General features: G+C 68.6%; 24 protein-coding genes. 14 read left to right on the top strand and 10 right to left on the bottom strand.

Annotated elements, in window-relative coordinates; genetic code table 11:
* Positions 1-42 precede the first annotated feature (42 nt).
* Entirely contained in the window at positions 43-483 is a 441-nt protein-coding gene (dtd, locus tag WCE59_RS05750; protein ID WP_343257775.1) for a D-aminoacyl-tRNA deacylase, read from the bottom strand.
* Positions 484-537: 54 nt separating this feature from the next.
* Here dtd and WCE59_RS05745 point away from each other — a divergent pair, with 54 nt between their 5' ends.
* From WCE59_RS05745 to WCE59_RS05730, 4 genes are read left to right on the top strand one after another with little or no spacing between them, the layout of a single operon-like run.
* The gene (locus tag WCE59_RS05745) at positions 538-1,455 is read left to right on the top strand and encodes a lauroyl acyltransferase (RefSeq protein WP_343257774.1); all 918 of its coding nucleotides are present in this window, start codon (positions 538-540) and stop codon (positions 1,453-1,455) included.
* A complete protein-coding gene (locus tag WCE59_RS05740) occupies positions 1,452-1,991 on the top strand; it encodes a PH domain-containing protein (RefSeq protein ID WP_343257773.1) in 540 nt (179 codons plus the stop codon). Before WCE59_RS05745 ends, WCE59_RS05740 begins: the two co-directional genes overlap by 4 nt.
* Entirely contained in the window at positions 1,975-3,519 is a 1,545-nt protein-coding gene (locus tag WCE59_RS05735) for a PH domain-containing protein (protein ID WP_343257772.1), read from the top strand. Before WCE59_RS05740 ends, WCE59_RS05735 begins: the two co-directional genes overlap by 17 nt.
* Complete coding sequence (locus tag WCE59_RS05730) at positions 3,516-4,577, top strand: glycosyltransferase family 9 protein (RefSeq protein WP_343257771.1); 1,062 nt, start codon at positions 3,516-3,518, stop codon at positions 4,575-4,577. Before WCE59_RS05735 ends, WCE59_RS05730 begins: the two co-directional genes overlap by 4 nt.
* Before the next feature lie 6 nt (positions 4,578-4,583).
* Here the strand turns inward: WCE59_RS05730 and WCE59_RS05725 are convergent, their stop codons facing one another.
* The 4 genes from WCE59_RS05725 to def are packed head-to-tail and all read right to left on the bottom strand — an operon-like array spanning position 4,584 to position 8,366.
* Positions 4,584-5,612, bottom strand: a complete 1,029-nt coding sequence (locus WCE59_RS05725; protein ID WP_343257770.1) for a glycosyltransferase — start codon at positions 5,610-5,612, stop codon at positions 4,584-4,586.
* A gap of 9 nt (positions 5,613-5,621) precedes the next feature.
* Positions 5,622-6,941, bottom strand: a complete 1,320-nt coding sequence (gene rsmB / locus WCE59_RS05720; protein WP_343257769.1) for a 16S rRNA (cytosine(967)-C(5))-methyltransferase RsmB — start codon at positions 6,939-6,941, stop codon at positions 5,622-5,624.
* The gene (gene fmt / locus WCE59_RS05715) at positions 6,938-7,855 is read right to left on the bottom strand and encodes a methionyl-tRNA formyltransferase (protein ID WP_343257914.1); all 918 of its coding nucleotides are present in this window, start codon (positions 7,853-7,855) and stop codon (positions 6,938-6,940) included. The genes rsmB and fmt overlap by 4 nt, the downstream gene beginning before the upstream one ends.
* Positions 7,851-8,366 carry a peptide deformylase gene (def, locus tag WCE59_RS05710; protein ID WP_343257768.1) on the bottom strand — a complete coding sequence of 172 codons (516 nt, stop codon included), beginning with the start codon at positions 8,364-8,366 and terminating at the stop codon, positions 7,851-7,853. Before def ends, fmt begins: the two co-directional genes overlap by 5 nt.
* Positions 8,367-8,505: 139 nt before the next feature.
* Between def and WCE59_RS05705 the strand changes: the two genes are divergently transcribed.
* The 9 genes from WCE59_RS05705 to WCE59_RS05665 all read left to right on the top strand — a co-directional run bounded on the left by WCE59_RS05705 (position 8,506) and on the right by WCE59_RS05665 (position 17,299).
* Positions 8,506-9,684: a LysM peptidoglycan-binding domain-containing protein gene (locus WCE59_RS05705; protein WP_343257767.1), complete on the top strand. Its 1,179-nt coding sequence runs from the start codon at positions 8,506-8,508 to the stop codon at positions 9,682-9,684.
* Positions 9,685-9,811: 127 nt separating this feature from the next.
* Positions 9,812-10,990 carry a DNA-processing protein DprA gene (gene dprA, locus WCE59_RS05700; RefSeq protein ID WP_343257913.1) on the top strand — a complete coding sequence of 393 codons (1,179 nt, stop codon included), beginning with the start codon at positions 9,812-9,814 and terminating at the stop codon, positions 10,988-10,990.
* Between the two features lie 30 nt (positions 10,991-11,020).
* A complete protein-coding gene (locus WCE59_RS05695) occupies positions 11,021-11,494 on the top strand; it encodes a DUF494 family protein (RefSeq protein ID WP_343257766.1) in 474 nt (157 codons plus the stop codon).
* A 210-nt stretch (positions 11,495-11,704) separates the two neighbouring features.
* On the top strand, positions 11,705-14,233 hold the full coding sequence (locus WCE59_RS05690; RefSeq protein WP_343257765.1) for a DNA topoisomerase I: 2,529 nt from the start codon (positions 11,705-11,707) through the stop codon (positions 14,231-14,233).
* Positions 14,234-14,280: 47 nt separating this feature from the next.
* On the top strand, positions 14,281-14,853 hold the full coding sequence (locus WCE59_RS05685; RefSeq protein WP_343257764.1) for a Sua5/YciO/YrdC/YwlC family protein: 573 nt from the start codon (positions 14,281-14,283) through the stop codon (positions 14,851-14,853).
* Positions 14,854-14,903: 50 nt separating this feature from the next.
* Positions 14,904-15,701 carry a hypothetical protein gene (locus tag WCE59_RS05680; RefSeq protein WP_343257763.1) on the top strand — a complete coding sequence of 266 codons (798 nt, stop codon included), beginning with the start codon at positions 14,904-14,906 and terminating at the stop codon, positions 15,699-15,701.
* Positions 15,698-16,300, top strand: a complete 603-nt coding sequence (locus WCE59_RS05675) for a DUF4124 domain-containing protein (protein ID WP_343257762.1) — start codon at positions 15,698-15,700, stop codon at positions 16,298-16,300. Before WCE59_RS05680 ends, WCE59_RS05675 begins: the two co-directional genes overlap by 4 nt.
* A gap of 72 nt (positions 16,301-16,372) precedes the next feature.
* A complete protein-coding gene (locus WCE59_RS05670) occupies positions 16,373-16,852 on the top strand; it encodes a universal stress protein (RefSeq protein WP_343257761.1) in 480 nt (159 codons plus the stop codon).
* Positions 16,853-17,299 carry a universal stress protein gene (locus WCE59_RS05665; protein WP_343257760.1) on the top strand — a complete coding sequence of 149 codons (447 nt, stop codon included), beginning with the start codon at positions 16,853-16,855 and terminating at the stop codon, positions 17,297-17,299.
* A gap of 36 nt (positions 17,300-17,335) precedes the next feature.
* On the opposite strand, the gene WCE59_RS05660 is transcribed toward WCE59_RS05665, so the two are convergent.
* Entirely contained in the window at positions 17,336-18,112 is a 777-nt protein-coding gene (locus tag WCE59_RS05660) for an SDR family oxidoreductase (RefSeq protein ID WP_343257759.1), read from the bottom strand.
* A gap of 90 nt (positions 18,113-18,202) precedes the next feature.
* On the opposite strand from WCE59_RS05660, the gene WCE59_RS05655 reads away from it, so the two are divergent.
* Positions 18,203-18,337, top strand: a complete 135-nt coding sequence (locus tag WCE59_RS05655) for a hypothetical protein (protein WP_343257758.1) — start codon at positions 18,203-18,205, stop codon at positions 18,335-18,337.
* Between the two features lie 6 nt (positions 18,338-18,343).
* On the opposite strand, the gene sppA is transcribed toward WCE59_RS05655, so the two are convergent.
* The 4 genes from sppA to WCE59_RS05635 are packed head-to-tail and all read right to left on the bottom strand — an operon-like array spanning position 18,344 to position 23,302.
* Positions 18,344-20,236 (bottom strand): signal peptide peptidase SppA, encoded by a 1,893-nt coding sequence (gene sppA, locus WCE59_RS05650; RefSeq protein WP_343257757.1) that lies wholly within the window; start codon positions 20,234-20,236, stop codon positions 18,344-18,346.
* Between the two features lie 38 nt (positions 20,237-20,274).
* Complete coding sequence (locus WCE59_RS05645; RefSeq protein ID WP_343257756.1) at positions 20,275-21,669, bottom strand: MATE family efflux transporter; 1,395 nt, start codon at positions 21,667-21,669, stop codon at positions 20,275-20,277.
* Between the two features lie 6 nt (positions 21,670-21,675).
* Positions 21,676-22,323, bottom strand: coding sequence for a DUF3106 domain-containing protein (locus tag WCE59_RS05640; RefSeq protein ID WP_343257755.1), 648 nt, complete (start codon positions 22,321-22,323; stop codon positions 21,676-21,678).
* A 7-nt stretch (positions 22,324-22,330) separates the two neighbouring features.
* Complete coding sequence (locus tag WCE59_RS05635) at positions 22,331-23,302, bottom strand: hypothetical protein (RefSeq protein ID WP_343257754.1); 972 nt, start codon at positions 23,300-23,302, stop codon at positions 22,331-22,333.
* Between the last annotated feature and the right edge of the window lie 723 nt (positions 23,303-24,025).

The raw sequence follows: 24,025 nt of genomic DNA, 5'->3' as shown, positions 1-24,025 counted from the left end.
GCCGGATCCGGACGGCTTACGGGACGATTGCCCGCGCCCTGTTCAGGCGCGAAGCAGGAACGTTACCGGGCCGTCGTTGGCCAGGCTTACCACCATATGGGCACCGAAGCGGCCCATTTCCACCCCTGCGGGGTGATTGTCCCGGCAGTGGACGGCCAGGCGATCAAAAATCCGCTCGGCCTCCTCGGGCGCGGCGGCCGTGCTGAAGCCCGGACGCATCCCCGAGCGGGTATCGGCAGCCAGGGTGAACTGGCTCACCAGCAACAATCCGCCACCGGTATCGGTGAGCGAGCGGTTCATCCGCCCGGCTTCGTCAGCAAACACCCGGTAACCCAGCAGCCGGGTGGTCATGCGCTCTATCTGGGGGTCACCATCCCCGGGTTCAATCCCCACCAGGGCCAGCAGACCGGGCCCGATCGCGCCGACAGTCTCGCCGTCGACGCTGACGCTGGCATGGGTGACGCGCTGGATCAGGGCAAGCATGGCGAAAGCAGTCTCATGGAAGCGCCGCATCTTACCGCTGTATAGACTTGGCCGATGGCCCGCTTCGTTTCCGCCCTGCTGTACTTTTTCGCCGCCGCCCTCGGGCGCCTGCCGTGGTCGCTGCTGTACCGGCTTGGCGACAGCATCGCCGTGCTCGCGAGCCGCCTGGACACGCGCGAAAGCCACGTGGCCCGGGTCAACCTGCAGATCGCCTATCCGCAGATGCTGGAATCGGAGCGCGAGGAATGGCATCGCGCGATCCTGCGCACCACCGCGCGCCAGTTTCTGGAAACCATGCGCTTCTGGACCCGTCCGCACGCGGACAACCTGGCCCTGATCCGCCAGACCCAGGGGGTGGAGCTGTTCGATGCTGCGCTGGCGTCCGGCAAGGGGCTGATCGTGGCCGCGCCGCATTACGGCAACTGGGAGCTGCTGAACCAGTGGCTGGCATCGCGCACCCCGATCTCGGTGCTGTACCGGCCGCCGGAGGCCGAGGTGGGCGAAGCCTTCCTGCGCCGGGTCCGTGCCGACGCCGGTGACCAGGTGACCCAGATCCGCGCGGATGGCCCCGCCGCCGTGCGCCATCTGCTCAAGCTGCTGCGCGCCGGCGGCGTCACCGGCATCCTCCCCGACCAGCAGCCCAAGGCCGGTGACGGCGAATACGTGCCGTTCTTCGGCATGACCGCGCTCACCATGACCCTGCTGGGCCGGCTCGCCTCGCGCACCGGAGCCACGGTGCTGTTCGCCTATTGCGAGCGGGTGGGCCCGGGGCCGGAGTTCGCCCTGCGGATCGAACCCGCTCCGACCGACATCGCCGATCCCGACCCGCAGGTGGCCACCGCCGCGCTCAACGCAGCGGTCGAGCGCATCGCCCGCCGCGATCCGGCCCAGTACCAGTGGACCTACAAGCGCTGGCGCTGGCGCCCGGCCGGCAGCAACGAACCCAATCCCTACGAGCGCGAGCGCACATGATCGAATTGGACGACCTGGGCCTGCCCGGCCTGGCGGACGCAGCACAGGGCCCGGAAGAAGCCGACTGGCAGCCGCTGCCGGCGCGGGCGCGGCCACTGTTCATGCTCTCCGGCGCGCTGGGCTGGGGCATTCCGACCCTGATCGCCCTGGCCATCGCAGGCACGGCGCTGGTGGCGACCGGTCGCCCCACCCTGGTGGCCGCGGCAGCCCTGCTGTGGATCATCCTGGTCGCCATGGGCGCATGGATGGGCCTGCGCCGCTTCCGCTACACCTGGTGGCTGCTGGACGAAGACGGGTTCGCCCTGCGTCGCGGGCGCATGTGGCGCAGCGAGACCCGGGTGCCGGCCTCGCGGGTGCAGCACCTGGATATCCGCCGCGGCCCGCTGGAGCGTCGCTTCCGCCTGTCGACCCTGCTGGTGCATACCGCCGGCACCCGCCAGCACGCCGTGGCCGTGCCGGGGCTGGACGAGGACGACGCCGAGCGCCTGCGCGACCACCTCGCCCGCCAGGTGGAAAACGATGACGACGACGCCTGATTCCGACCCGGCCGCAGACGCGGATACGGGCGCGGCCACGCTGCCCACCCAGCAGGAACGGCGCCTGCATCCGGCATCGTGGCTGTTCGTGCTGGTCGGCAACATCAAGCAGTTCATGGTGCCGCTGCTGGCCCTGCTGATCTTCGGCGGACGCGGCGAGGACAGCTGGCAGCTGATGGCCGCGGGTGTGGCCGCCGTGGTGCTGGTGACCGCCGCCGTGTGGCGCTATTTCACCTGGCGCTACCGGATCGGTGAAGACAGCCTGTTTGTGCGCAGCGGCCTGCTGGAGCGCAGCCTGCGCCAGATCCCGTTCAGCCGCATCCATGACGTGGCCGTGCACCAGACCCTGCTGCACCGGGTGTTCCAGGTGGCAGAAGTACGGCTGGAATCAGCCAGCGGCGACAAGCCCGAAGCGGTGATGCAGGTCCTGCAGCTGAACCAGGCGCTGGCACTGGAGCGACTGATCCGGCGACGCGGCGAGGCTGTTTCCACCTCGGACAGCGCGGACCACACGCACCCGGAAGGGGACACCCTGCTCGCCCTGCCCACCGCGGAGGTGGTGCGCCTGGGGCTGATCTCCAACCGCGGCATGGTGGTGGTGGCGGGCGTCATGGCGGTGGCCTGGCAGTTCCTGCCCGACGACGACACCGCCGAGGCCATGGCGCGCTATGGGCGCGAGGCGTTCGGCCATGCTGGCAGCCTCGTGCCGGGATGGACCGGCATGGTCCTCGGCGCGGTGATGATCGGGCTGGCCGCACTCATCGCCCTGCGGGCGCTGTCGGTGCTGCTGGCGCTGGTGCAATACCACGACTTCCGCCTTGAAGAACACGGCCGCCGCCTGACCGTCGGCCGCGGCCTGCTGACCCGGCGTCGCAACAGCGTGCCACGGCGCCGGATCCAGGCCTGGACGCTGGTGGAAACCGTGACCCACCGGCTGTTCCGGCGCCGCAGCCTGCGCATCGACACCGCGGTGGTCCAGCGCGGCAACGAAGAGCGCGGCCTGAACGAGTTGGCGCCGGTGGCCAGCGGCGAACGCTGCGATGCGCTGGTCCGTCATCTACTGCCGCAGCTGCAATGGCCGCCGCAGCAGTGGCAATCGCTTCACCATCACGCCTGGCTGCGGCTGGCTTTGGGCGGCACCGTGTTCGCACTGATCGCCTGCACCGCCCTGTGCTGGCGGTTCGGCCCCTGGGGCCTGCTGGCCCTGCTGTGGATCCCCTGGAGCGTAGTTGTCGCCCGCCAGCACGCGCGCCGTGCCGGCTACTGTCTGCAGGGGGAACTGGTGGCCGTGCGCGAAGGCTGGTGGTCGCGCCACTGGCGGTTCGCCGAGATCGGCAAGCTGCAGGCGCTGCAATTGCGCCAGGGGCCATTGGACCGGCGCCTGGGCATGGCCTCGCTGTGGCTGGACACCGCCGGTGCCGGCGCCCTGTCGCCGCCGCTGCGGATCCGCTACCTGCCCGAAGCCGACGCCCACGCCCTGCTGCAACAACTTGGACCTGAAGTGGCGAGGAGGCCGCTGCGATGGTGAACACGACCCACGCCCCACCCCACGCCCCACCCCACGCCCCACCCCACGCTCCCCCGCTGATCGTGCGCTGCGGCGCGCTCGGCGACATGGTCATGCTGACCACCCTGATGCGCTTGGTGGCAGCGCGCCACGACAGCCCGGTGGACGTGATCAGCTCCGGCGGCTGGACTCCGCCCGTGCTCGCACACGCGCCCGAACTGGGCCACCTGCAGATGGTCACCAGCCGCAAAACCCCCTATCTGCTGTGCCCGAGCCAGTGGGAACTGGTGCGCTGGCTGCGACGTCGCGGCCGCGGCCCGGTGTACCTGTGCGATCCGGACCCGGAGATGCGTCGGCTGATCGAACGCGGCGGCGTGCACCCGGACGACCTCATCGAGCGCACGCCTGAAGAGCTGGCCACGCCGATGCTGTGGCCGGACCGCTGGCTGGCGTTCGGCATGCGCGATCCAGCGCAGCGCTACGCAACAAAGGACGCCGACCCGGCCCCGTTCCGCCTGCCAAAACTGGTGGTGCCCGAAGCCAACCGCGCCGAACTGACGCAGTGGCGCCGGGCGCAGGACCTGGAGGGGCCGCTGGTGCTGTTCCAGCCGGGCAACAAGCGCACCCACAAGCGCGGCAAACGCATGACCGCCGACCATCCCAAACACTGGCCTGCCGAACACTGGGCTGCGGTGGCGGCAGCGGTGCTCGAAGACCAGCCACAGGCGCGGGTGGTGCTGTGCGGCTCGCCTGCCGAGCACGAGGTATTGGAAGACATCCGCAGCGCCGCCGGGAATGACCCGCGCGTTCGCAACCTGGCCAACGACCTGCCGATCCCGCGCCTGTTCGCCCTGCTCGAGCAGGCCCACAGCATGATCTCGGTGGATACGGGCCCGGCCCACGCCGCCGCTGCGCTGGGCTGCCCGCTGGTGGTGCTGTTCGGCGCCGCGCCGCCGTCGCTGTGGCGCCCGATCGGACCCGGCCCGGTCATCACCCTGGGCGGCGAACCGGAAGGCCGCGCCCGGGTCGCCGACATCGCTGTCGCCGACGTTATCAACGCCTGGCGCGGACTGCCCTAGGCGGATCTACACCGCCAGCCCCAGCCGCTGGCGCGCGGCGCGATAGAACACGTCCAACTCGGCTGCCTTCTGCCCTACCCGCAGGTCATCAAGCCGGTACTGCCGGCGCTGGCCGGGCTGCAACGGCATCCGCGCCAGCGCAGCGGCCAGGGCCCCGGCATCATCGGGTGGCACCAGCTCCGTACCGATGCGGGAAGCCAGGTGCCGAGCCCCGCCGCTCGCGGTACTGACCACCGGCAATCCCGCCTGCATCGCTTCCAGCAGGGCCAGTCCGAACGGCTCGCTGCGAGCAGCGCTGACAAAGCAATCGAATGCGGCCAACCAGTCTTCGGGCCGCTCGACGAAGCCCGGCATGACCACTGATTCCGGCGCGCTGGCCCGCAGCGCCTGCCAGCGCTTTCCTCCCCCCACCAGCGCAAGCCGCGCCTTGGGCAAATTCGCCTGGTCGAAGGCCTGCAGCAGGACGTCCATGCCCTTGCAGTCCTCCATCCGCCCCACGCTGCCGAACAGAAATTCGTCGGGAGCCACGCCCATCGAGGCGCGAAGCCGTTCGCGCGCGCCCTGCTCCACCTGCCGCGGCTGCACCCAGTTGTCGATCTGTACGCTGCGCGCGCGCAGCGGTTCGGGAAGATGTTCCAGCTGCCACGGCGCGATGGCGACCACCCCATCCAGATGGCCGTGATGGCTCGGATCAAAGTCGATATGCAGGGTGGCCAGCCGGGGAAACCCGCTCAGTCCGCGCAGCGCGTTCGAGGCGGAGCCCAGGTGGGCGTGCGCGATGTCGGGCGCCAGCGCGCGGACCCGGGCCCGCGCATGCGCCACCGCCGGCCAGCGGGCCAGGAAGTCATGCACCAGCTCAACCCGTACGCGCGGATCCACGCGGTGCGCAATGGCATTGGCGCGCTTGCGCGCAGCCTTGCGCCTCAGAATCAGGGTCACCTCATGCCCGTTGGCCGCCTGCTCGGCGGTGAGTTCCAGCACGTGGCGCTCAGTGCCGGCAAAGCGTGAGGTCAGTAGCACATGGACGATGCGCATGGGCGGAGTTTACTGCCCGGAACGTGAGCTGTCGCCGCGCCGCAGCCTCGCGAAGAAGAACCCGTCCATGCCGTCCTCACCGGGCAGTCGCTGACGACCGGGTCCGTCGGCACGACCGAAACGGTGATCCAGCGGCTCTGCGGTGGCGTCGGCGGTGCGGGCGAGGAACGCTTCCACCTGCGCCGCGTTTTCCGCCCGCAGGATCGAGCAGGTGGCGTAGACCAGAACCCCGCCCGGACGCAGCAGCGGCCACAGCGCGTCCAGCAGCCCGGCCTGTATTTTCCGCAGTGCTTCCAGGTCCGACTCGCGTCGGTGCAGAGGCACGTCGGGCTGGCGTCGGACAATGCCGGTCGCTGAGCAAGGCGCATCCAGCAGGATCGCGTCGAACGGCTTGCCGTCCCACCAGCTTGCGGTGTCAGCGGCGTCGGCGGCCTTCAGTTCGGCCTGGCCGGCCACGCCCAGGCGCTGCAGGGTCTGCTCCACGCGAACCAGCCGCGCGGCGTCGACATCCAGCGCCAGCATGCGCAGGCCGGGGTCACGTTCAAGCAGATGCGCGGCCTTGCCGCCGGGCGCGGCGCAGGCGTCGAGCACCCGCGCGCCGGCAGCCGGTGCCAGCGCGTCGGCCACCAGCTGGGCGGAGCCGTCCTGCACGGACACGGCGCCATCGTCGAAGCCGGGCAGCGCCGCCACCGCCTGCGACCGTGGCAGGCACAGGCCATCGGGCAGCGCATCGATCGCCTGCGCGTCTATCCCGGCTTCGGTCAGGCGTTGAAGATAATCATCCCGCCCGCCCTGCCGCCGGTTGACCCGCAGCCACATCGGCGCAGGCTCGGCGCTGGCGGCAAGGATGCCGTCCAGTTGCAGCGGCCAATCGGCCTTCAGCTGGGCGAGCAGCCACTCGGGCCACAGCCCCGCGGGGTCGGCAGGCGGCAGGCCTTCGCGCTGCGCGCGACGCAGCAGCGCGTTCACCAGCCCGGCCTGGCGTGGGCGGCCCAGCGCGCGGACCGCTTCCACCGTGGCCGCCAAGGCGGCATGGGCCGGCAGGCCAAGTGGATCGAGCTGGGCAAAGCCTGCGTGGATCAGGGCGCGCAGGGGACGGTCGCGGGCGGGCAAGGGCCGCGGCATCCACGCCGCCAGCGCAGCGTCGTAGCGGGAACGGTTGCGCAGCACGGCGAAGCAGATCGCCTCCACCAGGGCGCGGTCACGCGGGTCGGCGAACTGGGGCAGCGTGGCGGCGAGTTCCACACGCAGCGAGCGGCCGCGATGCAGCACCGCATCGAGGATGCGCGCCGCGGCGACGCGCGATTCGGTTCCAGCCGGTCGTTTCATTGCTGCAGATCGCGGCGGGCGTTGAGGTAATCGGCTGCAGCGATCGGCTTGCCGCCCGGCCGCTGCAGCCGGGTGATGCGCAGCGCACCTTCGCCACAGGCCAGGTCAATGCCGTCGAGCGATGCGGCGAGCACCGTGCCCGGGGCCGCCGCATGGTCATGCTGCAGCGCCTGCGCGGCGTGGATCCGGATCCGTTCGCCGGCCAGCTCCGCCTCGGCCACCGGCCAGGGGTGGAAGGCGCGCACGCGGCTGGCCAGCACCGTCGCCGGCTGCGACCAGTCCAGCCGGGCTTCGGCTTTTTCCAGCTTGTGGGCGTAGGTCACGCCCTCTTCCGGCTGCGGCCGCGGCACCGGACGGATCCCTGCGCGCAGCAGGCCAAGCCCGTCGGACAGCACCTGGGCGCCGAGGCGGGCCAGGCGATCATGCAGCTCGCCGGCGGTTTCCTCCGCCGCGATCGGCGTGGACTGCGACAGCAGCACGGGGCCGGTATCCAGGCCCTCGGCCATCCACATCAGGCACACCCCGGTCTCGGCATCGCCGGCCTCGATCGCCCGCTGGATCGGGGCCGCACCGCGCCAGCGCGGCAGCAGCGAGGCGTGCACGTTCCAGCAGCCAAAGCGCGGGATCTCCAGCACCGCCCGCGGCAGGATCAGGCCGTAGGCCACCACCACCAGCAGGTCGGGTTCCAGCGCGCGCAGCTGCTCCTGCGCTTCTTCAGAGCGCAGCGTGGCGGGCTGGTAGACCTCGATCCCACGCGAGAGCGCCTCGATCTTGACCGCCGAAAACGCCACCTGGCGACCGCGGCCGGCGCGCCGGTCGGGCTGGGTATAGACGCCCACCACCTCACCGCCCGCCACAGCCGCGCGCAGCGATGGGACGGCGAACTCCGGGGTCCCCGCAAAGACGATCCTAATCGCTGTTTCTCCTCAGCTTTTCCAGTTTGCGGATGGCCATCGAACGCTTCAGCGCCGACAGGTGGTCGATAAAGAGCTTGCCATCCAGATGGTCGATCTCGTGCTGGATGCAGGTCGCCAGCAGGCCATCGGCACGCAGCACGAACGACTTGCCCTGCCGGTCCAGCGCTTCCACTTCCAAGCCGTCGGCGCGGGTGACATCAGCAAACACGCCGGGGATCGACAGGCAGCCTTCCTGGTGGACGCGCAGTTCCACGGAACGCTCGCGGATCACCGGATTGATCAACACCAGCGGCTGCTCGCCCTCCTCGGTGACGTCAATGACGGTGAACCGCTCCATGATGTCCACCTGCGTCGCGGCCAGACCGATACCGGGCGCTTCGTACATGGTCTCGAGCATGTCATCGAGCAGGCGCTGGAACGCGGCATCGGCAATCCTGCCGGGGTCCACCGGATCGGCGACCACGCGCAGGCGTGGGTTGGGGTATTCAATAATGGGAAGTAGGGACATGGCAGAAGGGGAAAGGGGGGCCTGGATCACAACCGTGGGGTTCAGAAGGCATTGTAACGCCCGCCACACTTGCGCGGATCGCGGGCATGTAGGCATAGTGCCGGCGCTGCAAGGGGAAATCTCCAAGGGGAACAACTAGATGGCCGGCATACTCAATTGCCTTTCCGGTGGACTGCGCACGGCTTGCGCCGCAGCGCTGCTCACCGTTGCAACTTTCGCCGCCGCACAGGGAGTGCGCGGAGACCATCCGGACACCTATGTGGTGGTTCGTGGCGACACATTGTGGGATATCGCGGGCCGGTTCCTGGACCGGCCCTGGCTGTGGCCGGAAATCTGGCAGGCCAACCCGCAGATCCAGAACCCGCACCTGATCTATCCGGGCGACGTGATCAGCCTGGCCTACCTGGACCGGGTGACCGGCGCCCAGGTCCAGCCGGGTCCGCGACTTGATGCCGCACCGATCAACGCGATCGCGCTGTCGGATATCGAGCCGTTCCTCAAGGATCTGCAGATTGTCGACGGCTTCGAGCACCTGCCCCACGTGGTCGGCATGGAAGAAGACCGCCTGCGCGTGGCCGAGGGCGAAGTAGCCTACGTGCGCGGCCTGGCCGCCAACCCCGGCGACCGCTTCACCGTGGTCCGCCCGACTGTCCGTTACCACCACCTGCAGCGCAGCGGCCTGTGCTGCGACCTGTTCCATACCGATGACCTGGATTTCCGCGGTCGCCGGATCATGGACAGCCGCCAGTTCTGGACCAACGTGGTCACGCCTGACAAGGGCAAGGAAGTGCTGGGCTACGAACTGATGCGCGTGGGCGCGGGCACCGTGACCCGCGGCGAAGTCGGCGGCATCCAGGTCTCCACCCTGCTGCTGGATGACGAAGGCTACGAAACCCGCATCGGCGACCGTCTGGTGCCTGTCAACGCCCAGCCTTACGACCTGCAGTTCTTCCCGCATCCGCCCGCGCAGCAGACCGACTATGGCCGCGCCCGCGTGCTGGCGGTGTCCGACATGCTCACCAGCGGTGGGCCGCGTGACGTGATCGCCATCTCCATCGGCGCACGCGAAGGCGTGGACAACGGCACCGTGTTCTCCGTCTGGCGCGAGGGCACCAATACGGTGGACCGTGTGGAAAAGGGTGAATACCGCGATGTGGATACCGTGTTCTACGAGAACAAGGTGCGCCTGCCGGACGAGTTCGCCGGCCATGCCATGGTGTTCCGCACCTACGACAAGGTGGCCTACGCGCTGGTGGTGGACAGCATCAAGCCGACCAAGGTGGGCTATCACCTCAAGCACCCGGACGCGCCTTACTGATGCGCTGACGCGGCAACGCGGCAAATTCCTACGATGAATCGAGACGGCGCCCCAGGGCGCCGTTTTCGTATGTGGCGATAGGGTGGATGGCCCGGTACGCACGGATGCGACGCCCGGCCCCATGACCATGACCCTCATGACCACGCAATCTCCCTCTTCCTCCCCGCAACAGCAGGCCGCGCTGCTGCGCGTACTGGGCGCCGGGGGCGCCTCTGAGCCGCGCCGCAGGCTGCTGGAGGCCTACGCTTGCCCGGAAGCCGCACTGGCGGCAGGCCCCGGCAGCTGGCGGGCCTGCGGCCTGGACCAGAAGCAGATGCATGCGCTGTCCTGCGCCCCGGAAGACAGCCGCAGCCTGGAATGGTTGACCCAGCCCGGTCATCACCTGATCGGCTGGCACGACCCCGACTACCCCGCCCTGCTGCGTACCGCGCCCTCGCCGCCGCTGGCGCTGTTCGTGATCGGCAACCCTGCGCGGCTATGGCATCCGGCGGTGGCGGTGATTGGCAGTCGCTCACCGACGGCCGGCGGGCGCGACACCGCTGCGGCGTTCTCGCGTGCCCTGGCCGGGTCCGGCCTTGCCGTTGTCAGCGGGCTTGCGCTGGGCGTGGATTCCGCCGCGCACAGCGCCACCCTGGATGCCGGCGGGGTCACGGTGGCGGTCCTGGGCTGCGGCATCGACCAGATGTACCCGCGCTCGAACCACGCCCTGTACGAGCGGATCCGCGCCGAGGGCGTCGTGGTCAGCGAATACCCGCCGGGAACCCCCGCCCGCAGCGGTCATTTCCCCAGCCGCAACCGGATCGTGGCCGGGCTTGCCCTGGGCACGCTGGTGATCGAGGCGGCGATGCGGTCCGGCGCCCTGATCACCGCCCGCCTGGCCAGCGATGCCGGGCGCGATGTCTTCGCGGTACCGGGCTCCATCCACAACCCCAAGGCCCGCGGCTGCCATCGCCTGATCCGCAGCGGTGCGGCCCTGGTGGAATCGGCCGAAGAAGTGATCCGCACGCTGGCGCCCATGGCCGCCCATCTGGGCCAGGCCTTGCGCAAGCGCCTGGCCGCCCCCACAACACGGGACACCCCCGCAACCGGGGAGCAGCCCGCCAGCCCGGGCACACCCGATGCCGGCCCGGCCGGCGACCCCGACTACCAGAAATTGTGGGAAGCGCTGGGCCACGACCCAACAGGTATGGATTTGTTGGCCGAGCGCACCGGATTGACGGCAACCCGCCTGTCCTCCATGCTCCCGCTCATGGAGCTGGAGGGGCTGGTGGTTGCCGAGCACGGCCGGTACTCCCGCAAATCCTGAACAAGGCGTCCGCGGACGCAGGCAGAGGCAATGAAAGAAAGCATCCTGGACGTACTGCTCTACCTGTTCGAGCACTACTTCAGCGAAGAGGCGGACCTGATCCGCGACCGGGATTCCCTGCAGGCGGGACTGTTGCAGGCCGGTTTCAGCCCGACTGAGATCAACAAGGCATTCGACTGGCTCGACGATCTGGCCCGGCAGCGCCCGGACCGGGCGGCGCCACGCGCCGGTGGCCCGGTGCGCGTCTATGCCGGCCCGGAGCTGGACAAGCTGGACCTGGATGGCCGCGGCTTTCTGATGTTCCTGGAACAGCAGGGCGTGCTCGATGCCGACCAGCGTGAACTGGTGCTGCACCAGAGCATGGCGCTGGACCAGGACGACGTGGATCTGGACGACCTGAAGTGGGTGGTGCTGATGGTGCTGTTCAACCAGCCCGGTAGCGAGGCCGCCTACGCCTGGATGGAAACCCAGATGTTCATGGACGAGCCGGAACCGGTGCATTGATCCGCCCGGCCTGACCCGCCGGGGCTTTTCGCCCATAATGCGCACCCGTCCCGGGCTCCTGAATGGGGGCCTGTTTGGCTTGATGGCGCCCGTTCGGGTGTGATTCCTGTTACAAGAGCACCCTGAACGCCCCGCAACACCCGGGCGGCTGCTCTTCCCCTTGCCCCCGCGGGCCGCTGCAAATCGCGTCCCGCCCGACCACGGACTCCGATGGCCAAGAACCTTCTCATCGTCGAATCGCCCGCCAAGGCCCGGACGATCAACAAGTATCTGGGCAAGGACTTCCATGTCCTGGCTTCCTACGGCCACGTGCGCGACCTGGTGCCCAAGGAGGGAGCGGTGGATCCGGAACAGGGCTTCCGGATGCGCTATGACCTGATCGACAAGAACGAGAAGCACGTGGAGGCGATCGCCAAGGCCGCGGCCAAGGCCGACGCCATCTACCTGGCCACTGACCCGGACCGCGAAGGCGAGGCGATCAGCTGGCACATCGTGGAGATCCTGCGCGAGCGCGGCCTGCTCGAGGAAAAAGAGCTGCACCGGGTGGTGTTCACCGAGATCACCCCGCGCGCAATCAAGGAGGCCATGGCCTCGCCGCGTGACGTGTCGGGCAGCATGGTGGATGCGCAGCAGGCGCGCCGAGCGCTCGATTACCTGGTCGGTTTCAACCTTTCCCCGGTGCTGTGGCGCAAGGTGCAGCGCGGCCTGTCGGCTGGCCGGGTGCAGTCGCCGGCGCTGCGGATGATCGTTGAGCGCGAAGAGGAGATCGAAGCCTTCGTCTCGCGCGAATACTGGTCGATCGCCGCCGAGTGCGCCCATCCGTCTCAGCCTTTCTCGGCCCGGCTGAACAGGCTGGACGGGGAGAAATTCGAGCAGTTCACCATCACCGACGGTGACACGGCCGAGGCGGCACGCGAGCGCATCACCGCGGCCGCCGCCGGCGCGCTGCACGTCACCGACGTTACCAGCAAGGAGCGCAAGCGCCGTCCGGCGCCGCCGTTCACCACCTCGACCCTGCAGCAGGAGGCCTCGCGCAAGCTCGGCTTCACCACCAGCCGCACCATGCGCGTGGCGCAGAAGCTGTATGAAGGCGTGGCCATCGGCGAGGAAGGCACGGTCGGCCTGATCACCTATATGCGTACCGACTCGGTGAGCCTGTCGGGTGAAGCGCTGGGCGAGATCCGCGACGTGATTGCCCGCGATTTCGGCACTGAATCTGTTCCCGACAAACCCAACTTCTACAAGACCAAGGCCAAGAACGCGCAGGAGGCCCACGAGGCAATCCGCCCCAGCTCGGCCCTGCGCACCCCGGCCCAGGTGGCCAAGTTCCTGGACGATGACGGTCGCCGCCTGTACGAGCTGATCTGGAAGCGCGCCGTGGCCTGCCAGATGGTGCCGGCCACGCTCAACACCGTATCGGTGGATCTGGCCGCCGGCAGTGCGCACAGCTTCCGCGCCAGTGGCACCACCGTGGTGTTCGCCGGATTCCTGGCGGTCTACGAGGAAGGCAAGGACAACAAGAACGCCGACGAAGACGACGAAGGCCGCAAGCTCCCGCTGATGAAGACCGGCGACCGCATTCCGCTGGAGCGCATCCTGGCCAACCAGCACTTCACCGAGCCGCCGCCGCGCTTTACCGAAGCCTCGCTGGTCAAGACTTTGGAGGAATACGGCATCGGCCGCCCTTCCACCTACGCCTCGATCATCCAGACCCTGCAGTACCGCCAGTACGTGGAACTGGAGAGCCGCCGCTTCCGTCCGTCCGATGTGGGCCGCGCGGTGTCCAAGTTCCTGTCCAACCACTTCACCCGCTACGTGGATTACGACTTCACCGCCAGGCTCGAAGACGAGCTGGATGCAGTCAGCCGCGGCGAGGAGGAGTGGGTGCCGCTGCTGGAGAAGTTCTGGACCCCGTTCAAGGAGCTGGTGGACGACAAGATGGAGTCGGTCGACCGCAGCCAGGCGACCGGCGCGCGCGAGCTGGGGACCGACCCCAAGACCGGCAAGCCGGTCAGCGTGCGCCTGGGTCGTTACGGACCCTACGCCGCCATCGGCAGCACCGCCGAGGATGCCGAAGACAAGCCCAAGTTCGCTTCGCTGCGACCGGGCCAGTCGATGCACACCATTTCCCTTGAGCAGGCGCTGGAACTGTTCCTGCTGCCGCGGGTGCTCGGCGAGCACAAGGGCGAGGAAGTCAGCGTGGGCATCGGCCGCTTCGGTCCGTTTGCCAAGCGCGGCACCACCTACGCTTCGCTCAAGAAGGAGGACGATCCCTACACCGTCGACTTCGATCACGCCGTTGCGCTGATCGAGGAGAAGGAAGAGATCATCCGCAACCGGATCATCAAGGAGTTCGAGGGCAGCGACATCCAGGTGCTCAACGGCCGCTACGGGCCGTACATCAGCGATGGCAAGCTCAACGGCAAGATCCCCAAGGATCGCGAGCCAGCCTCGCTCACGCTTGAAGAAGTCATCAAGCTGATGGAGGAAACCGGCAAGCCGGCGCGTCGCGCCTTTGGCAAGAAGGCTGCCAAGAAGGTGGTCAAGAAAGCGGCCAAAAAGGCTGCCAAAAAAGCCACCAAGAAAGCGGTGAAAAAGGCCGCGAAGAAGGCTGCCAAGAAGGCGACGAAGAAGGTCGCCAAAAAGGCCGCCGTCAAGAAAGCCACCAAGAAGGTTGCCAAGAAGGCCGTCGCCGCGGAGCCCGCAGCGGAAAACTCCGGCGACGACGCTCCCTGGTAGCACCGTAGCGCGCGTCCTGCACGCGCAGCCATCGGGTCGGAACCCGCATGCATTCCAGCCAGGCCGCCACTGTCACAGCCCAAGTCGCCGCTGCCGTCCTGCGCCGCGGGGGCATCGTGGCCCATCCCACCGAAGCGGTCTGGGGCCTGGGCTGCGACCCGCTGGATGAAGCGGCCACCCTGCGTCTGCTCGCGCTCAAGCAGCGCGCGGTGGGCAAGGGCCTGATCCTGATTGCCGGAACGCACCAGCAGTTCGACTGCTTCATCGATTGGCAGGCGCTGCCCAGCGCGCGGCGCGATGCCGTCAGCGCCAGCTGGCCCGGCCCGCACACCTGGGTGGTCCCGGCCACCGCCGCGGTTCCGTTGTGGATCCGCGGCGATCACGCCGGCGTCGCCGTCCGGGTCAGCGCGCACCCGCAGGTCATCGCCCTTTGCGCGGCTTTCGGCGGCCCCATCGTCTCGACCAGCGCCAACGTGGCCGGCGCTCCGCCGCCGCAGACGCTGGCCGGACTGTCAGTGGAAATCCGCGCCGGAGTGGACGCCATCCTCAGCGGCAAAACCGGCGATTTGCAAAGGCCCACTGCAATCCGCAACGCGCTGACCGGGACCATTTTGCGCTGATCACCACCCCCCGGCTTTAACCTCGCGCCGCAACAGCGCATGATCGGGACATGCGAATGCCGTTGTTGCCACTGCTGTTGTCACCTCTGTTGCTCCTGGCTGCCCCCTTCGCGATGGCTGTGGACCCGGCGCCGGACGAAGTGCTGATCTACCGCTGCACCGACGCGCAGGGACGACTGGCCCTGCAGGACTTTCCCTGTGCCAGCGGCGAACGGCAGCAGGTGCGATCCATGATCCGGCCCCAGGATCCACCGCCCGCGCCTCCTTCAACCAGTCCGACACCCGCTGCACCGTCCGTGCCCGCAGCTGATGTTTCCGCAACTGATACGGCGCCCGCAACCATCGTGCGCGCCCCGCCGCGCCCCATGTACGAATGCACGACCCCGGACGGCGAGCACTACCTCAGCGACGACGGCAGCGGCAATCCACGCCCGGCACCGGTATCGGGCTGGGGCTGGAATGCTCCCCACGCGGGACCAGCCCCCGGCGTACCCCCCGGTCCGCGCAGCATTGGCGAGCGGCGCGCCGCCGGCATCGCATCGCCCGGCATGAGCACTTCCCCTGGCCCGAGCCTGACAGCGCCTGCGCGTCCGCAAGGTGCTGCGCCGCCTCCGCGCCCACGTCCGCCCCGCGGGGGCCATCCTTACTACGGCCCCGGCGGCGGCGACGGCTGGATCCGTGATACCTGCCACCTGCTGCCGCAGAGCCGGGTGTGCACCGTGCTGACAGATCGCCGCACTGAAATCCGCCGCCGCATCTTCAATGCCCAGCCGACCGAGCGCGCGATGCTGCGCGAAGAGGAACGGGATATCAGCGCACGGCTCCACGACGACTGCGGCGTGCAATGAAGCGGGCAGCGTTGCTGCCGGCGCTGCTGCTGGCCTGGTCCGCGCTTGCCGCCCCGGTCACCATCTACCAGTGCACCGAGGCCGACGGCAGCATTACCGTGCAGAACGACCCGTGCCCGGAAGGCGTGCCACAACGCGCCCGGGTGGTGGACGTGCCGCCGCCGCTGACAATGCGCCCGCCCCAGGTCGAGTCACGGGTCCTGCGGCCGACCGCCCTGCCGCAGTTGCACGCCGGTAGCGCCACGCTGGGGCAGGAGCCGTTGGAGCGCGAGCCTCCACCCGCCCTGTTCCGCTGCAACCGCTACGACAACACCCGCTATCTGCATGAGAGCGCAGAGCCTGACCCACACTGCCGTCCGCTGGAAACCGTCGGCATCGGCGGCGTGCCGGGCATCGGCGCCGGCCTGGCCTGCGAGCGCGTGCGCGACGAATGCGAACCGGTACCCGCGGAAGATCTGTGCCAAGCCTGGGAGACCAGGCTGCGGGAAACCGAATTCCGGTGGCAGTTCGCCACCGACCGGCGCGATTCCCAGACCCTGGGCATCGAGTACGAGCGGCTGTCCACGCTCTACAATTCAAGCAGCTGCGTCGCCGACTGAAGACCTGTGGCCCGCGCCGTGCGTCGGTAGCGCCTCTGTCGTACCCTGAAAGCCTCTGGGGAGGACCTGTTCATGTACACGCATCTTCTGCTGCCCACGGACGGTTCGCCCCTGTCCGACCTGGCGACCGATCAAGGCCTGGCCCTGGCGGCCAGGCTTGGCGCCAGGGTGACCATCCTGACCGTGATTGAACCGTTCCGCACATTCAACCTGTCCGAAGAGCTGATGGCAGACGTGCGGGTGAGCTACGAGCGCAGCGCGCGCGAAAGTGCGGAGCGGCTGCTGCAGGCGGCCGCAGCCAAAGCCAGTGCCGCCGGGGTTGCCGCGACCACGCTGGTCGGCGAGGACGAACATCCGCATACCAGCATCATGCAGACCGCTGACGAAGCCGGCTGCGACCTGATCGTGATGGCCTCGCACGGACGCCGCGGAGTCAGCGCGCTGCTGATGGGCAGCGAGACCCAGAAGGTCCTGACCCATTCCACGATCCCCGTGCTGGTGATCCGGCACAAGCCCGGGACTTCGCCCGCCGCGCCCACTTCGGAGAACTGAATGTATCGCCACCTGCTGCTCCCCACCGATGGCTCACCGCTGTCCGTCCACGCGATCGAACAGGGCCTTGAACTGGCCGCCAGCCTTGGCGCACGGGTCACCATCCTGACCGTGGTGGAGCCGTTCTACAGCTTTGTCGCCGAGCCGGAACACTTCGGTGAGACCCGCGATCGTTACGAGAAGCACGCCAGGCAGGCAGCACACGCCATTCTTGACAGCGCCATGGACAAAGCCCGCGCCAAAGGCGTTGAAGCAGAGATGAAGCTGATCGGCAGCGAACACCCCGACCAGGCCATCATCAGCACCGCCACCTCACTCGGGTGCGACCTGATCGCCATGGCTTCGCATGGCCGGCGCGGGGTCAATGCCCTGCTGCTGGGCAGCGTGACCCAGAAGGTCCTTACCCACTCCCGTCTGCCGGTGCTGGTGCTGCGCCCCGCCAGCTGACATCGGCGCGACGCGGGGCAGCGGCCCCGCACGGGATCAGAACCCGTAGCGCAGGAAACCGCCGTCCACGGCGATGCACTCGCCGGTGACGTAGCTCGATGCCGGCAGGCACAGGAATGCCACCGCGGCGGCCACTTCCTCCGGCTCACCGATCCGGTTCATCGGCGTGCTCAGCAGCACCTCGTCCAGGTAATCGGGATCCGCCAGCGCGCCTGAGGTGCGCCGGGTGCGGATATACCAGGGCGCCACGGCGTTCACCCGCACGCCTTCCGCGGCCCACTCCACCGCCAGGTTGCGGGTCATCTGGTGCAGCGCCGCCTTGCTCATGCCGTAGGGGGCGCCGGTGCGCACATGGGTCAGGCCGGAGACGCTGCCCACGTTGACGATGGCCGAGCCCGGGTGCTGGGTCAGCAGCGGGAAAGCGTAGCGCGACAGCTCGAAGGCGCTGAACAGGTTGACCTCGAAGATCTCCCGCCACTCGTCCTCGGCGTACTCGGTCGCCCGTCGTGGCAGGTTGCCGCCGGCGTTGTTGACCAGGATGTTGAGCCCGTCGCCCTGGTCCTCCACCCAGTCCAGAATCTCGCGGCGCTGCTCATCGTCGGCCACGTCACCGATCAGCGCCTGGACCTCACCTTGGGGGAACTCGTCCAGCAGCTCCTCGCGTGCCACTTCGAGCGCGTCGCCATCGCGCGCCACGATCACCACCCTGGCGCCGAAGCCCAGCAGTTCCCGCGCAATCGCGCGGCCGATGCCGGCGCTGCCGCCGGTGACCAATGCAAGCTGCCCATCCAGGCGCCAGCGCTGCGGATCCATTTCTTCACTACCCCGACTGGAATGAGGTCGTAGGATAACTGCTGACCCGAACATGCTGACCCGGCATGTTGACCAGAACAGGAGCGGATCATGACCCGTACCTTCACCCGGTTGTTGGCCACGGCCGCGGTGCTGCTGGCGGCAGCCTGCTCGCCGCCACCGGAAGCCCCGCCGATCGACGAGCCACCCACGCCGCAGGCCGCGACGCCAGCCGACGCGACCTGAATCAGATCAGCGCATGTCGCAGAAGCAGTACGACATGGTGATGCCCGCCGGGCCGCGGCTGTTGTCCAGGGCATTCTCGAACACCTGCACGTGCCGCTCCAGCTCCGGCACCGCCTTCACCATCAACGAGCGTGCCAGCGCACTGTCGCCCAGCAGCATCGCACCCACGCGGGTGGACGACATGCCTTCCAGGAACTGGGCGAAGGCCGACGGCGCCTTCTCCACGTAACGCACCCGGTAGTCACCCTCGTCCAGCTCCGCCAGCCGCGCCGCTTCGGCCAGCGCATCGCCCAAGCTTCCCAGTTCGTCGACCAGGCCGCGATCCAGCGCCTGCGCGCCGCTCCACACCCGGCCACGGGCCACGGCATCGATCGCCTCGGCAGTGGTGTCACGACCGGCCGCCACCTTGCCAACGAAATCGGTGTAGATCTTCTCCACGCTGGACTGGATCAGACGGCCCACGTCGGGCTCCAGCGGACGGGTTGGATCAAACGCACCAGCCAGCGGCGTGGTGCCCACACCATCGGTATGGATGCCGATCCGGTCCAGACTGCGGGTGAAGTTGGGCAGCATGCCGAACACCCCGATGGAACCGGTGATGGTGGACGGATCTGCGTAGATGCGGTCGGCGTTCATGCTGATCCAGTAGCCGCCTGAAGCGGCCACTGAACCCATCGACACCACGACCGGCTTGCCGGCGGCGGTGAGCGCCTGGATCTCGCGGTTGATCTGCTCGGAGGCATAGGCCGAACCGCCGGGAGAGTTGACCCGCAGCACCACCGACTTGATGTGCTCGTCTTCCAGCGCGTCGCGCAGCAGGGCCGCAGTGGATTCACCACCGATGCTGCCCGGCGGACGCTCGCCATCGCTGATGCCACCCTCGGCCACCACCACCGCCACCTGCGACTGGCGCGGGTTGAGGCGCGGCGCATCGCGGTCCACGTGGGCCAGGTACGCGTCCAGTGAGACGTTGCGGAACCCGCCGTGCGCGTCGTCATCAGCCACGCCGCGTTCGGTCAGCAGCTGCTCCACCTGCGGCCGGGTCAGCAATCCGTCCACCAGGCCCTGCTGCTCGGCGTAGCGGGCGAAATCGCCGCCCAGTGCGGCCACCCCGTCAGCCATGCCGTCGATACCCGCTTCCAGCTGGCCTGCGCTGAGTCCGCGCGCTTCGGCAATATCCGCCAGGTGGCGCTGCCACAGGTCGCTGAGCCAGTACAGGTCGGCCTGCTTGGCCTCCGGCGAAGCCGCATTGAGGATGAAGGGCTCCACCGCCGATTTGAATTCGCCCACTTTGAACACGTGGATGTCCACGCTGAGCTTGTCCTGCAGCGCCTCGCCGAAGTACGGGCCGTAGCTGGCGAAGCCTTCCAGCATCACCATGCCGCCCATCGGGTCGGTATAGACCTCGTCGGCCTGCGCGGCCAGCAGGTAGCTGCCCTGACTGTAGGCGGTGCCGTAGGCGATCACCTGCTTGCCCGAGTCACGCAGGCCGCGCAGCGCGGCAGCGACCTCGCGCAGGGTGGCGATACCCGCGCCCTGCAGCCCATCCAGGTCCAGGTACACCCGCTCGATGCGCTCGTCCCCGCGGGCCGCCTCGATCGCCCGCAGCAGGTCGCGCAGCTGCACCTGGACACTGCTGGAATCGCCCATCAGCTTCGCCAGCGCGCGCGACGCCGGATCCACGCTGTACTGCTCCACGATCGCCCCCTGGGGTGCGATCACCAGCGTGGTGCGGTCCATCAGCGGCACGGTCTTGTCGCCGGAAGCCAGGATCGCCAGCACCATGAACAGCAGCGCGAAGAAGATCAGGTTGAAGATCAGGCGCCGGGTGAAATTCATGGCGTCCCAGACGCCCACTAATACGCGCGCGACAGGACCGCGGCGGCGAGGTTCGTTCATATCGTTTGACTCTGGAGGCGACGGAAGCTGGTGACAGCTTAGCCTGCGGCCGGCGCGGAATCATGCGTCGGAGGTAATTCGGGCTGCGGCGGCCGGCTGCGGGGGATGCGTGCGCTGCGGTGCAGGAAGCGGCCCCCGAGCAGCACCGCGGCCATGCTCAGTCCGGCGATCAGGCCGATCCACATGCCGCGCGGCCCCCAGCCCAGGCCCAGACCCAGCCATGCCCCCACCGCCATGCCCACCGCCCAGTAGGAGATCGCTGCCAGCAGCATCGGCACCCGGGTGTCCTTGAGCCCGCGCAGGGCCCCGGCAGAGAGCACCTGGATGCCATCGGGGAACTGGTACACCGCCGCCAGCAGCAGCAGTGAAGCGCCCAGCGCGGCCACGCCGGCGTCATTGGTGTACAGGCCCGCCAGCTGGCTGCTTCCGGTCAGCAGCACGATGGCGCTGAAGGTCTGGGTGATCAGCACCACCAGCAGTCCGGCAAATGCGGCGCGGCGCACCCCCTGCCGTCCAAGTCCCCGCCCGAACGCGTGCCCCACCCGCACGGTGGTGGCTTCGGACACCGCAAACGGAATCATGAAACACAGCCCGGACAGGTTGATCGCAATCTGGTGGGCGGCCGCCTCGATCTGCCCCAGCCGCCCGATCAGCAGCGACGTGGCCACGAACAGCCCGCCCTCCATCGCCACCGTGATCCCGATCGGCAGCCCGACCCGCAGCAGCTCGCCAATGCGCTTGCGGTCCGGCGGGTCGAAGCGCTCGAACAGGCCCAGATCTGCGAACCGGCGCGAGCCCCACAGGTACAGGAAGAAGGCGATGGCCTGCGCCCACAGCACGATCGCCGAGGCCCAGCCAAGTCCGCCCGCGCCCATCTCCGGCACACCCCAGCCACCAAAGGTCAGCAGGAAGCCGAGCGGGATCAACAGCAGCAGCCCACCAAAGCCGAACACCATGGTCGGCAGGGTCCAGTGCAGCCCGTCGCTGAGGTAGCGCATGCAGAAATACAGGGTCAGCGCCGGCACGCCCCAGCGGATCCCGTGCAGGAACGCAGCTGCCCCCGGGCGGATCTCCGCGGCGATGCCCATCGGTTCCAGCGCGTACACCCCCACCGTCAACAGTCCGAACAGCAGTGCGCCCAGGATCACCGACAGCCACAGCGCCTGGCGGAACACCGCGCCGATTTCCCCACGGCGGCCGCTGCCATCCAGCTGCGACACCGTCGGCGGCAGCGCCATCAGCGTGCCCATCGGAATCATCAGCGGCAGCCAGAACATGGCCGTGCCCACCGACACCGCGGCCAGGGTTGCGGTGCCGTGGCGACCGGCGATCAGGCTGTCGACCAGGCCGATCAGGCCCGTGGCGACATGGCCGACCACCAGCGGACCGGCAAGCACCACCGTGGTGCGCAGTTCACGACCGAAGCTTGGCATTTCCGGTCAGGGGCCAACCATCTGCCGCAGCCACGGGCCGCGGTTTTCAGCCGGCGTGGTCAGCAGCACGCGGCGCAGCTCTTCGCGCTCGCCGGGCGGCGTGCGCTGGGCCAGCACGCCCAGATCCTGGCGTTCGCGCTCGTCCATCGACAGCAGCACCGCCAGCAGTTCGTCCTGCTGCGGCAGCGGCACCAGCGCGAACAGCGGATGCAGCGTCGGCCAGTCCGCCCCCACGTCGGGACCCAGTGCCCAGCCGTTGCGCTCAGAGGCGTCCAATGCGGCGAAGGCGTCGGTCAGCGCCTGCTGGCGCTCATCCGGCAGGACCGCATACGCCCCGGCCGCCGCACGCAACTTTGCCTGGGCCGCGGCAGGCAGCCGGGTCCACGCCTGCCAGGCATCGCGTCGCGCCCGGCGCTCGGCCAGCGGCAGCGCGTCCCATTGCTCGGCGCGTTCGCGCAGCGCATCGCGCGCCGCGGGCGACATGGCCTGCAACTGGGCGTGGCGCCGGGCCAGCTGCTCCCGTTCGGGCGCAGGCAGCGCCTGGCCGTATTCCTGCAGAGCGGGCGGCAGCGCCAATGCCGCGGGGATAGCCAGCGATGCGGCCAGCGCGGTGGCCAGCCCCAGCGCGGCCAGCAACCGGGCCGCTGTACGCACTGGCCGGTCAGGGCACATCATCGAACCCCTCTTCGTCGGCGCCTTCAACGTCGCCCGGCGTTTCTTCCCGCTGCCCGCGCATCACATCCTCCGGCGGCAACCCCTCGATCTGGTGCACCAGCCAGGCATGGAAGGCCGGGGTGCGCATGGCGGCGTCCTGCGGCTCTTCGGCCAACAGCTCGAAATCCGGGTGGGTCAGCAGCGCCAGATCCCCTTCCAGGGCCTCTCCGGGCCTGGACCCGGGCGCAAGTTCTTCGCTGAGGATTCGGTCCGGACCGCCATCGGGCCCGCCGACCTGGCCCGCCAGCCGGGGAACCACGGCAACCGCAACCACGGTGGCCAGCACGACCAGCCCCAGCGCCGGCCACAGCCAGCGCGGGCGCTCGTGTTGCGGGTGATCCAGCTGCGAAGCGGACTCACGGGGCGCAGGTGCCGGCACCCACGCCACGCCCTGCATCGCGGCTTCGCGCAGCTGCGCCAGTTCCTCCAGCCGCTGCGGGGAAATATCCCGCACCGCCTGCTGCGCTGCTGCGCCGAGCTCCTGCCAGGCAAGATCATCGCCGCGGCCGTCTTCGCCCCGCGGCAGCGCGCGGCGCAGTGCCATCCGATACGTCGGTCGGGCAACGCCCAGCGCGGCAGCAGCGTCCGCTTCGGAAACGTGCGCGACCAGCCTCAGCAGCAGCGCAGCGCGCGGTCCACGACCGGCCTCGGCCAGGGCCTGGAATTCATCGGGCCAGCGCCCGCCGGTCTCGGCATCGCGCAGCTGCGGGGCGGCCAGCAGCATCGCCCAGAACCGTCGCGGCCAGTCGCCAAACGCGGTCCGGGCGGCCACGGCGCGAAAACCGGCCATTGTCTCGGCAAGCGCCTCCGTGCCGGCAGCTTCGTCGCCGCACTGCAGGTGCGCGAATACCGCCGCCCGGCGTTCAACGCCGCGCAGGAAAGCGGACAGGGCGGGAGAGGCCAGTGCTGGTTCTTTCACGGGCGGAGGGGGCATCGGATCGGGTTCATCAGCACCCGCATCATAGCTGTGGCGCGGCTCCGACGGCGGCTTGACTTTCTCCTGCTGAGCACCCTCTTTCCACCCCGCGCGAAAAATGTTGTGCACAGCGGCCGCAAAGACCCGGCCACCGCGCCCGTTACGCCGCCATCAATGAATATTGCCAAATTGTTTCACGGCCAACCCATTGATTGATAAGCGAAACATCTGTCTGGCGCATTTTTCGCCAAGTTTACCAAAGTGGCATGTGTGAAGGCCCGGATGCCCGGAAATGTACAACCATGCACAGACTTATCCACAGGCGGTGTGGATAACGGACGAATCTCCTTTGCTGTCACGCACTTGCAGCCGAAACGTGAGTCCGCTCACAGGATTGGCCTGCAACTTGGGCCATCCGTGGACTTGACAAAACAAGTTGTGCACAGCGATCACGCAGCCATCACCAACCCCAACCAACTTCCGCGACCGACCAGCGTTGCAGCAATGTTTCACGGGCAAGCCGTTGAATTTCAATGGAAAACACGTAGTGGCTCATTTTTAGCCAAGTTCAGGAAAGCCGCATGGATGAAGGGCCAAACGCCCCCTGCCAACCACTGATGCACAGAGTTATCCACAGGATGTGTGGATAAGGACAAATCTCCTTGCCTGGCAAGCACTTGCGGGAAAGCGGAGCGTGCGCCCTGGCAGCGACGGCCAACTCACCGG

The organism is Luteimonas qiangzhengi (genome assembly GCF_039548515.1).
Lineage (GTDB): Bacteria > Pseudomonadota > Gammaproteobacteria > Xanthomonadales > Xanthomonadaceae > Luteimonas.
Note: the sequence above shows the minus strand (reverse complement) of the source record. Positions and strands in the feature narration are given on the sequence as shown.

Excerpts from the sequence above, each read along its gene's own strand:
- dtd (WP_343257775.1), bottom strand. The coding sequence starts at position 483 with ATGCTTGCCCTGATCCAGCGCGTCACCCATGCCAGCGTCAGCGTCGAC.
- WCE59_RS05745 (WP_343257774.1), top strand. The coding sequence starts at position 538 with ATGGCCCGCTTCGTTTCCGCCCTGCTGTACTTTTTCGCCGCCGCCCTC.
- WCE59_RS05740 (WP_343257773.1), top strand. The coding sequence starts at position 1,452 with ATGATCGAATTGGACGACCTGGGCCTGCCCGGCCTGGCGGACGCAGCA.
- WCE59_RS05735 (WP_343257772.1), top strand. The coding sequence starts at position 1,975 with ATGACGACGACGCCTGATTCCGACCCGGCCGCAGACGCGGATACGGGC.
- WCE59_RS05725 (WP_343257770.1), bottom strand. The coding sequence starts at position 5,612 with ATGCGCATCGTCCATGTGCTACTGACCTCACGCTTTGCCGGCACTGAG.
- rsmB (WP_343257769.1), bottom strand. The coding sequence starts at position 6,941 with ATGAAACGACCGGCTGGAACCGAATCGCGCGTCGCCGCGGCGCGCATC.
- def (WP_343257768.1), bottom strand. The coding sequence starts at position 8,366 with ATGTCCCTACTTCCCATTATTGAATACCCCAACCCACGCCTGCGCGTG.
- WCE59_RS05705 (WP_343257767.1), top strand. The coding sequence starts at position 8,506 with ATGGCCGGCATACTCAATTGCCTTTCCGGTGGACTGCGCACGGCTTGC.
- dprA (WP_343257913.1), top strand. The coding sequence starts at position 9,812 with ATGACCCTCATGACCACGCAATCTCCCTCTTCCTCCCCGCAACAGCAG.
- WCE59_RS05695 (WP_343257766.1), top strand. The coding sequence starts at position 11,021 with ATGAAAGAAAGCATCCTGGACGTACTGCTCTACCTGTTCGAGCACTAC.
- WCE59_RS05690 (WP_343257765.1), top strand. The coding sequence starts at position 11,705 with ATGGCCAAGAACCTTCTCATCGTCGAATCGCCCGCCAAGGCCCGGACG.
- WCE59_RS05685 (WP_343257764.1), top strand. The coding sequence starts at position 14,281 with ATGCATTCCAGCCAGGCCGCCACTGTCACAGCCCAAGTCGCCGCTGCC.
- WCE59_RS05680 (WP_343257763.1), top strand. The coding sequence starts at position 14,904 with ATGCGAATGCCGTTGTTGCCACTGCTGTTGTCACCTCTGTTGCTCCTG.
- WCE59_RS05675 (WP_343257762.1), top strand. The coding sequence starts at position 15,698 with ATGAAGCGGGCAGCGTTGCTGCCGGCGCTGCTGCTGGCCTGGTCCGCG.
- WCE59_RS05670 (WP_343257761.1), top strand. The coding sequence starts at position 16,373 with ATGTACACGCATCTTCTGCTGCCCACGGACGGTTCGCCCCTGTCCGAC.
- WCE59_RS05665 (WP_343257760.1), top strand. The coding sequence starts at position 16,853 with ATGTATCGCCACCTGCTGCTCCCCACCGATGGCTCACCGCTGTCCGTC.
- WCE59_RS05660 (WP_343257759.1), bottom strand. The coding sequence starts at position 18,112 with ATGGATCCGCAGCGCTGGCGCCTGGATGGGCAGCTTGCATTGGTCACC.
- WCE59_RS05655 (WP_343257758.1), top strand. The coding sequence starts at position 18,203 with ATGACCCGTACCTTCACCCGGTTGTTGGCCACGGCCGCGGTGCTGCTG.
- sppA (WP_343257757.1), bottom strand. The coding sequence starts at position 20,236 with ATGAACGAACCTCGCCGCCGCGGTCCTGTCGCGCGCGTATTAGTGGGC.
- WCE59_RS05645 (WP_343257756.1), bottom strand. The coding sequence starts at position 21,669 with ATGCCAAGCTTCGGTCGTGAACTGCGCACCACGGTGGTGCTTGCCGGT.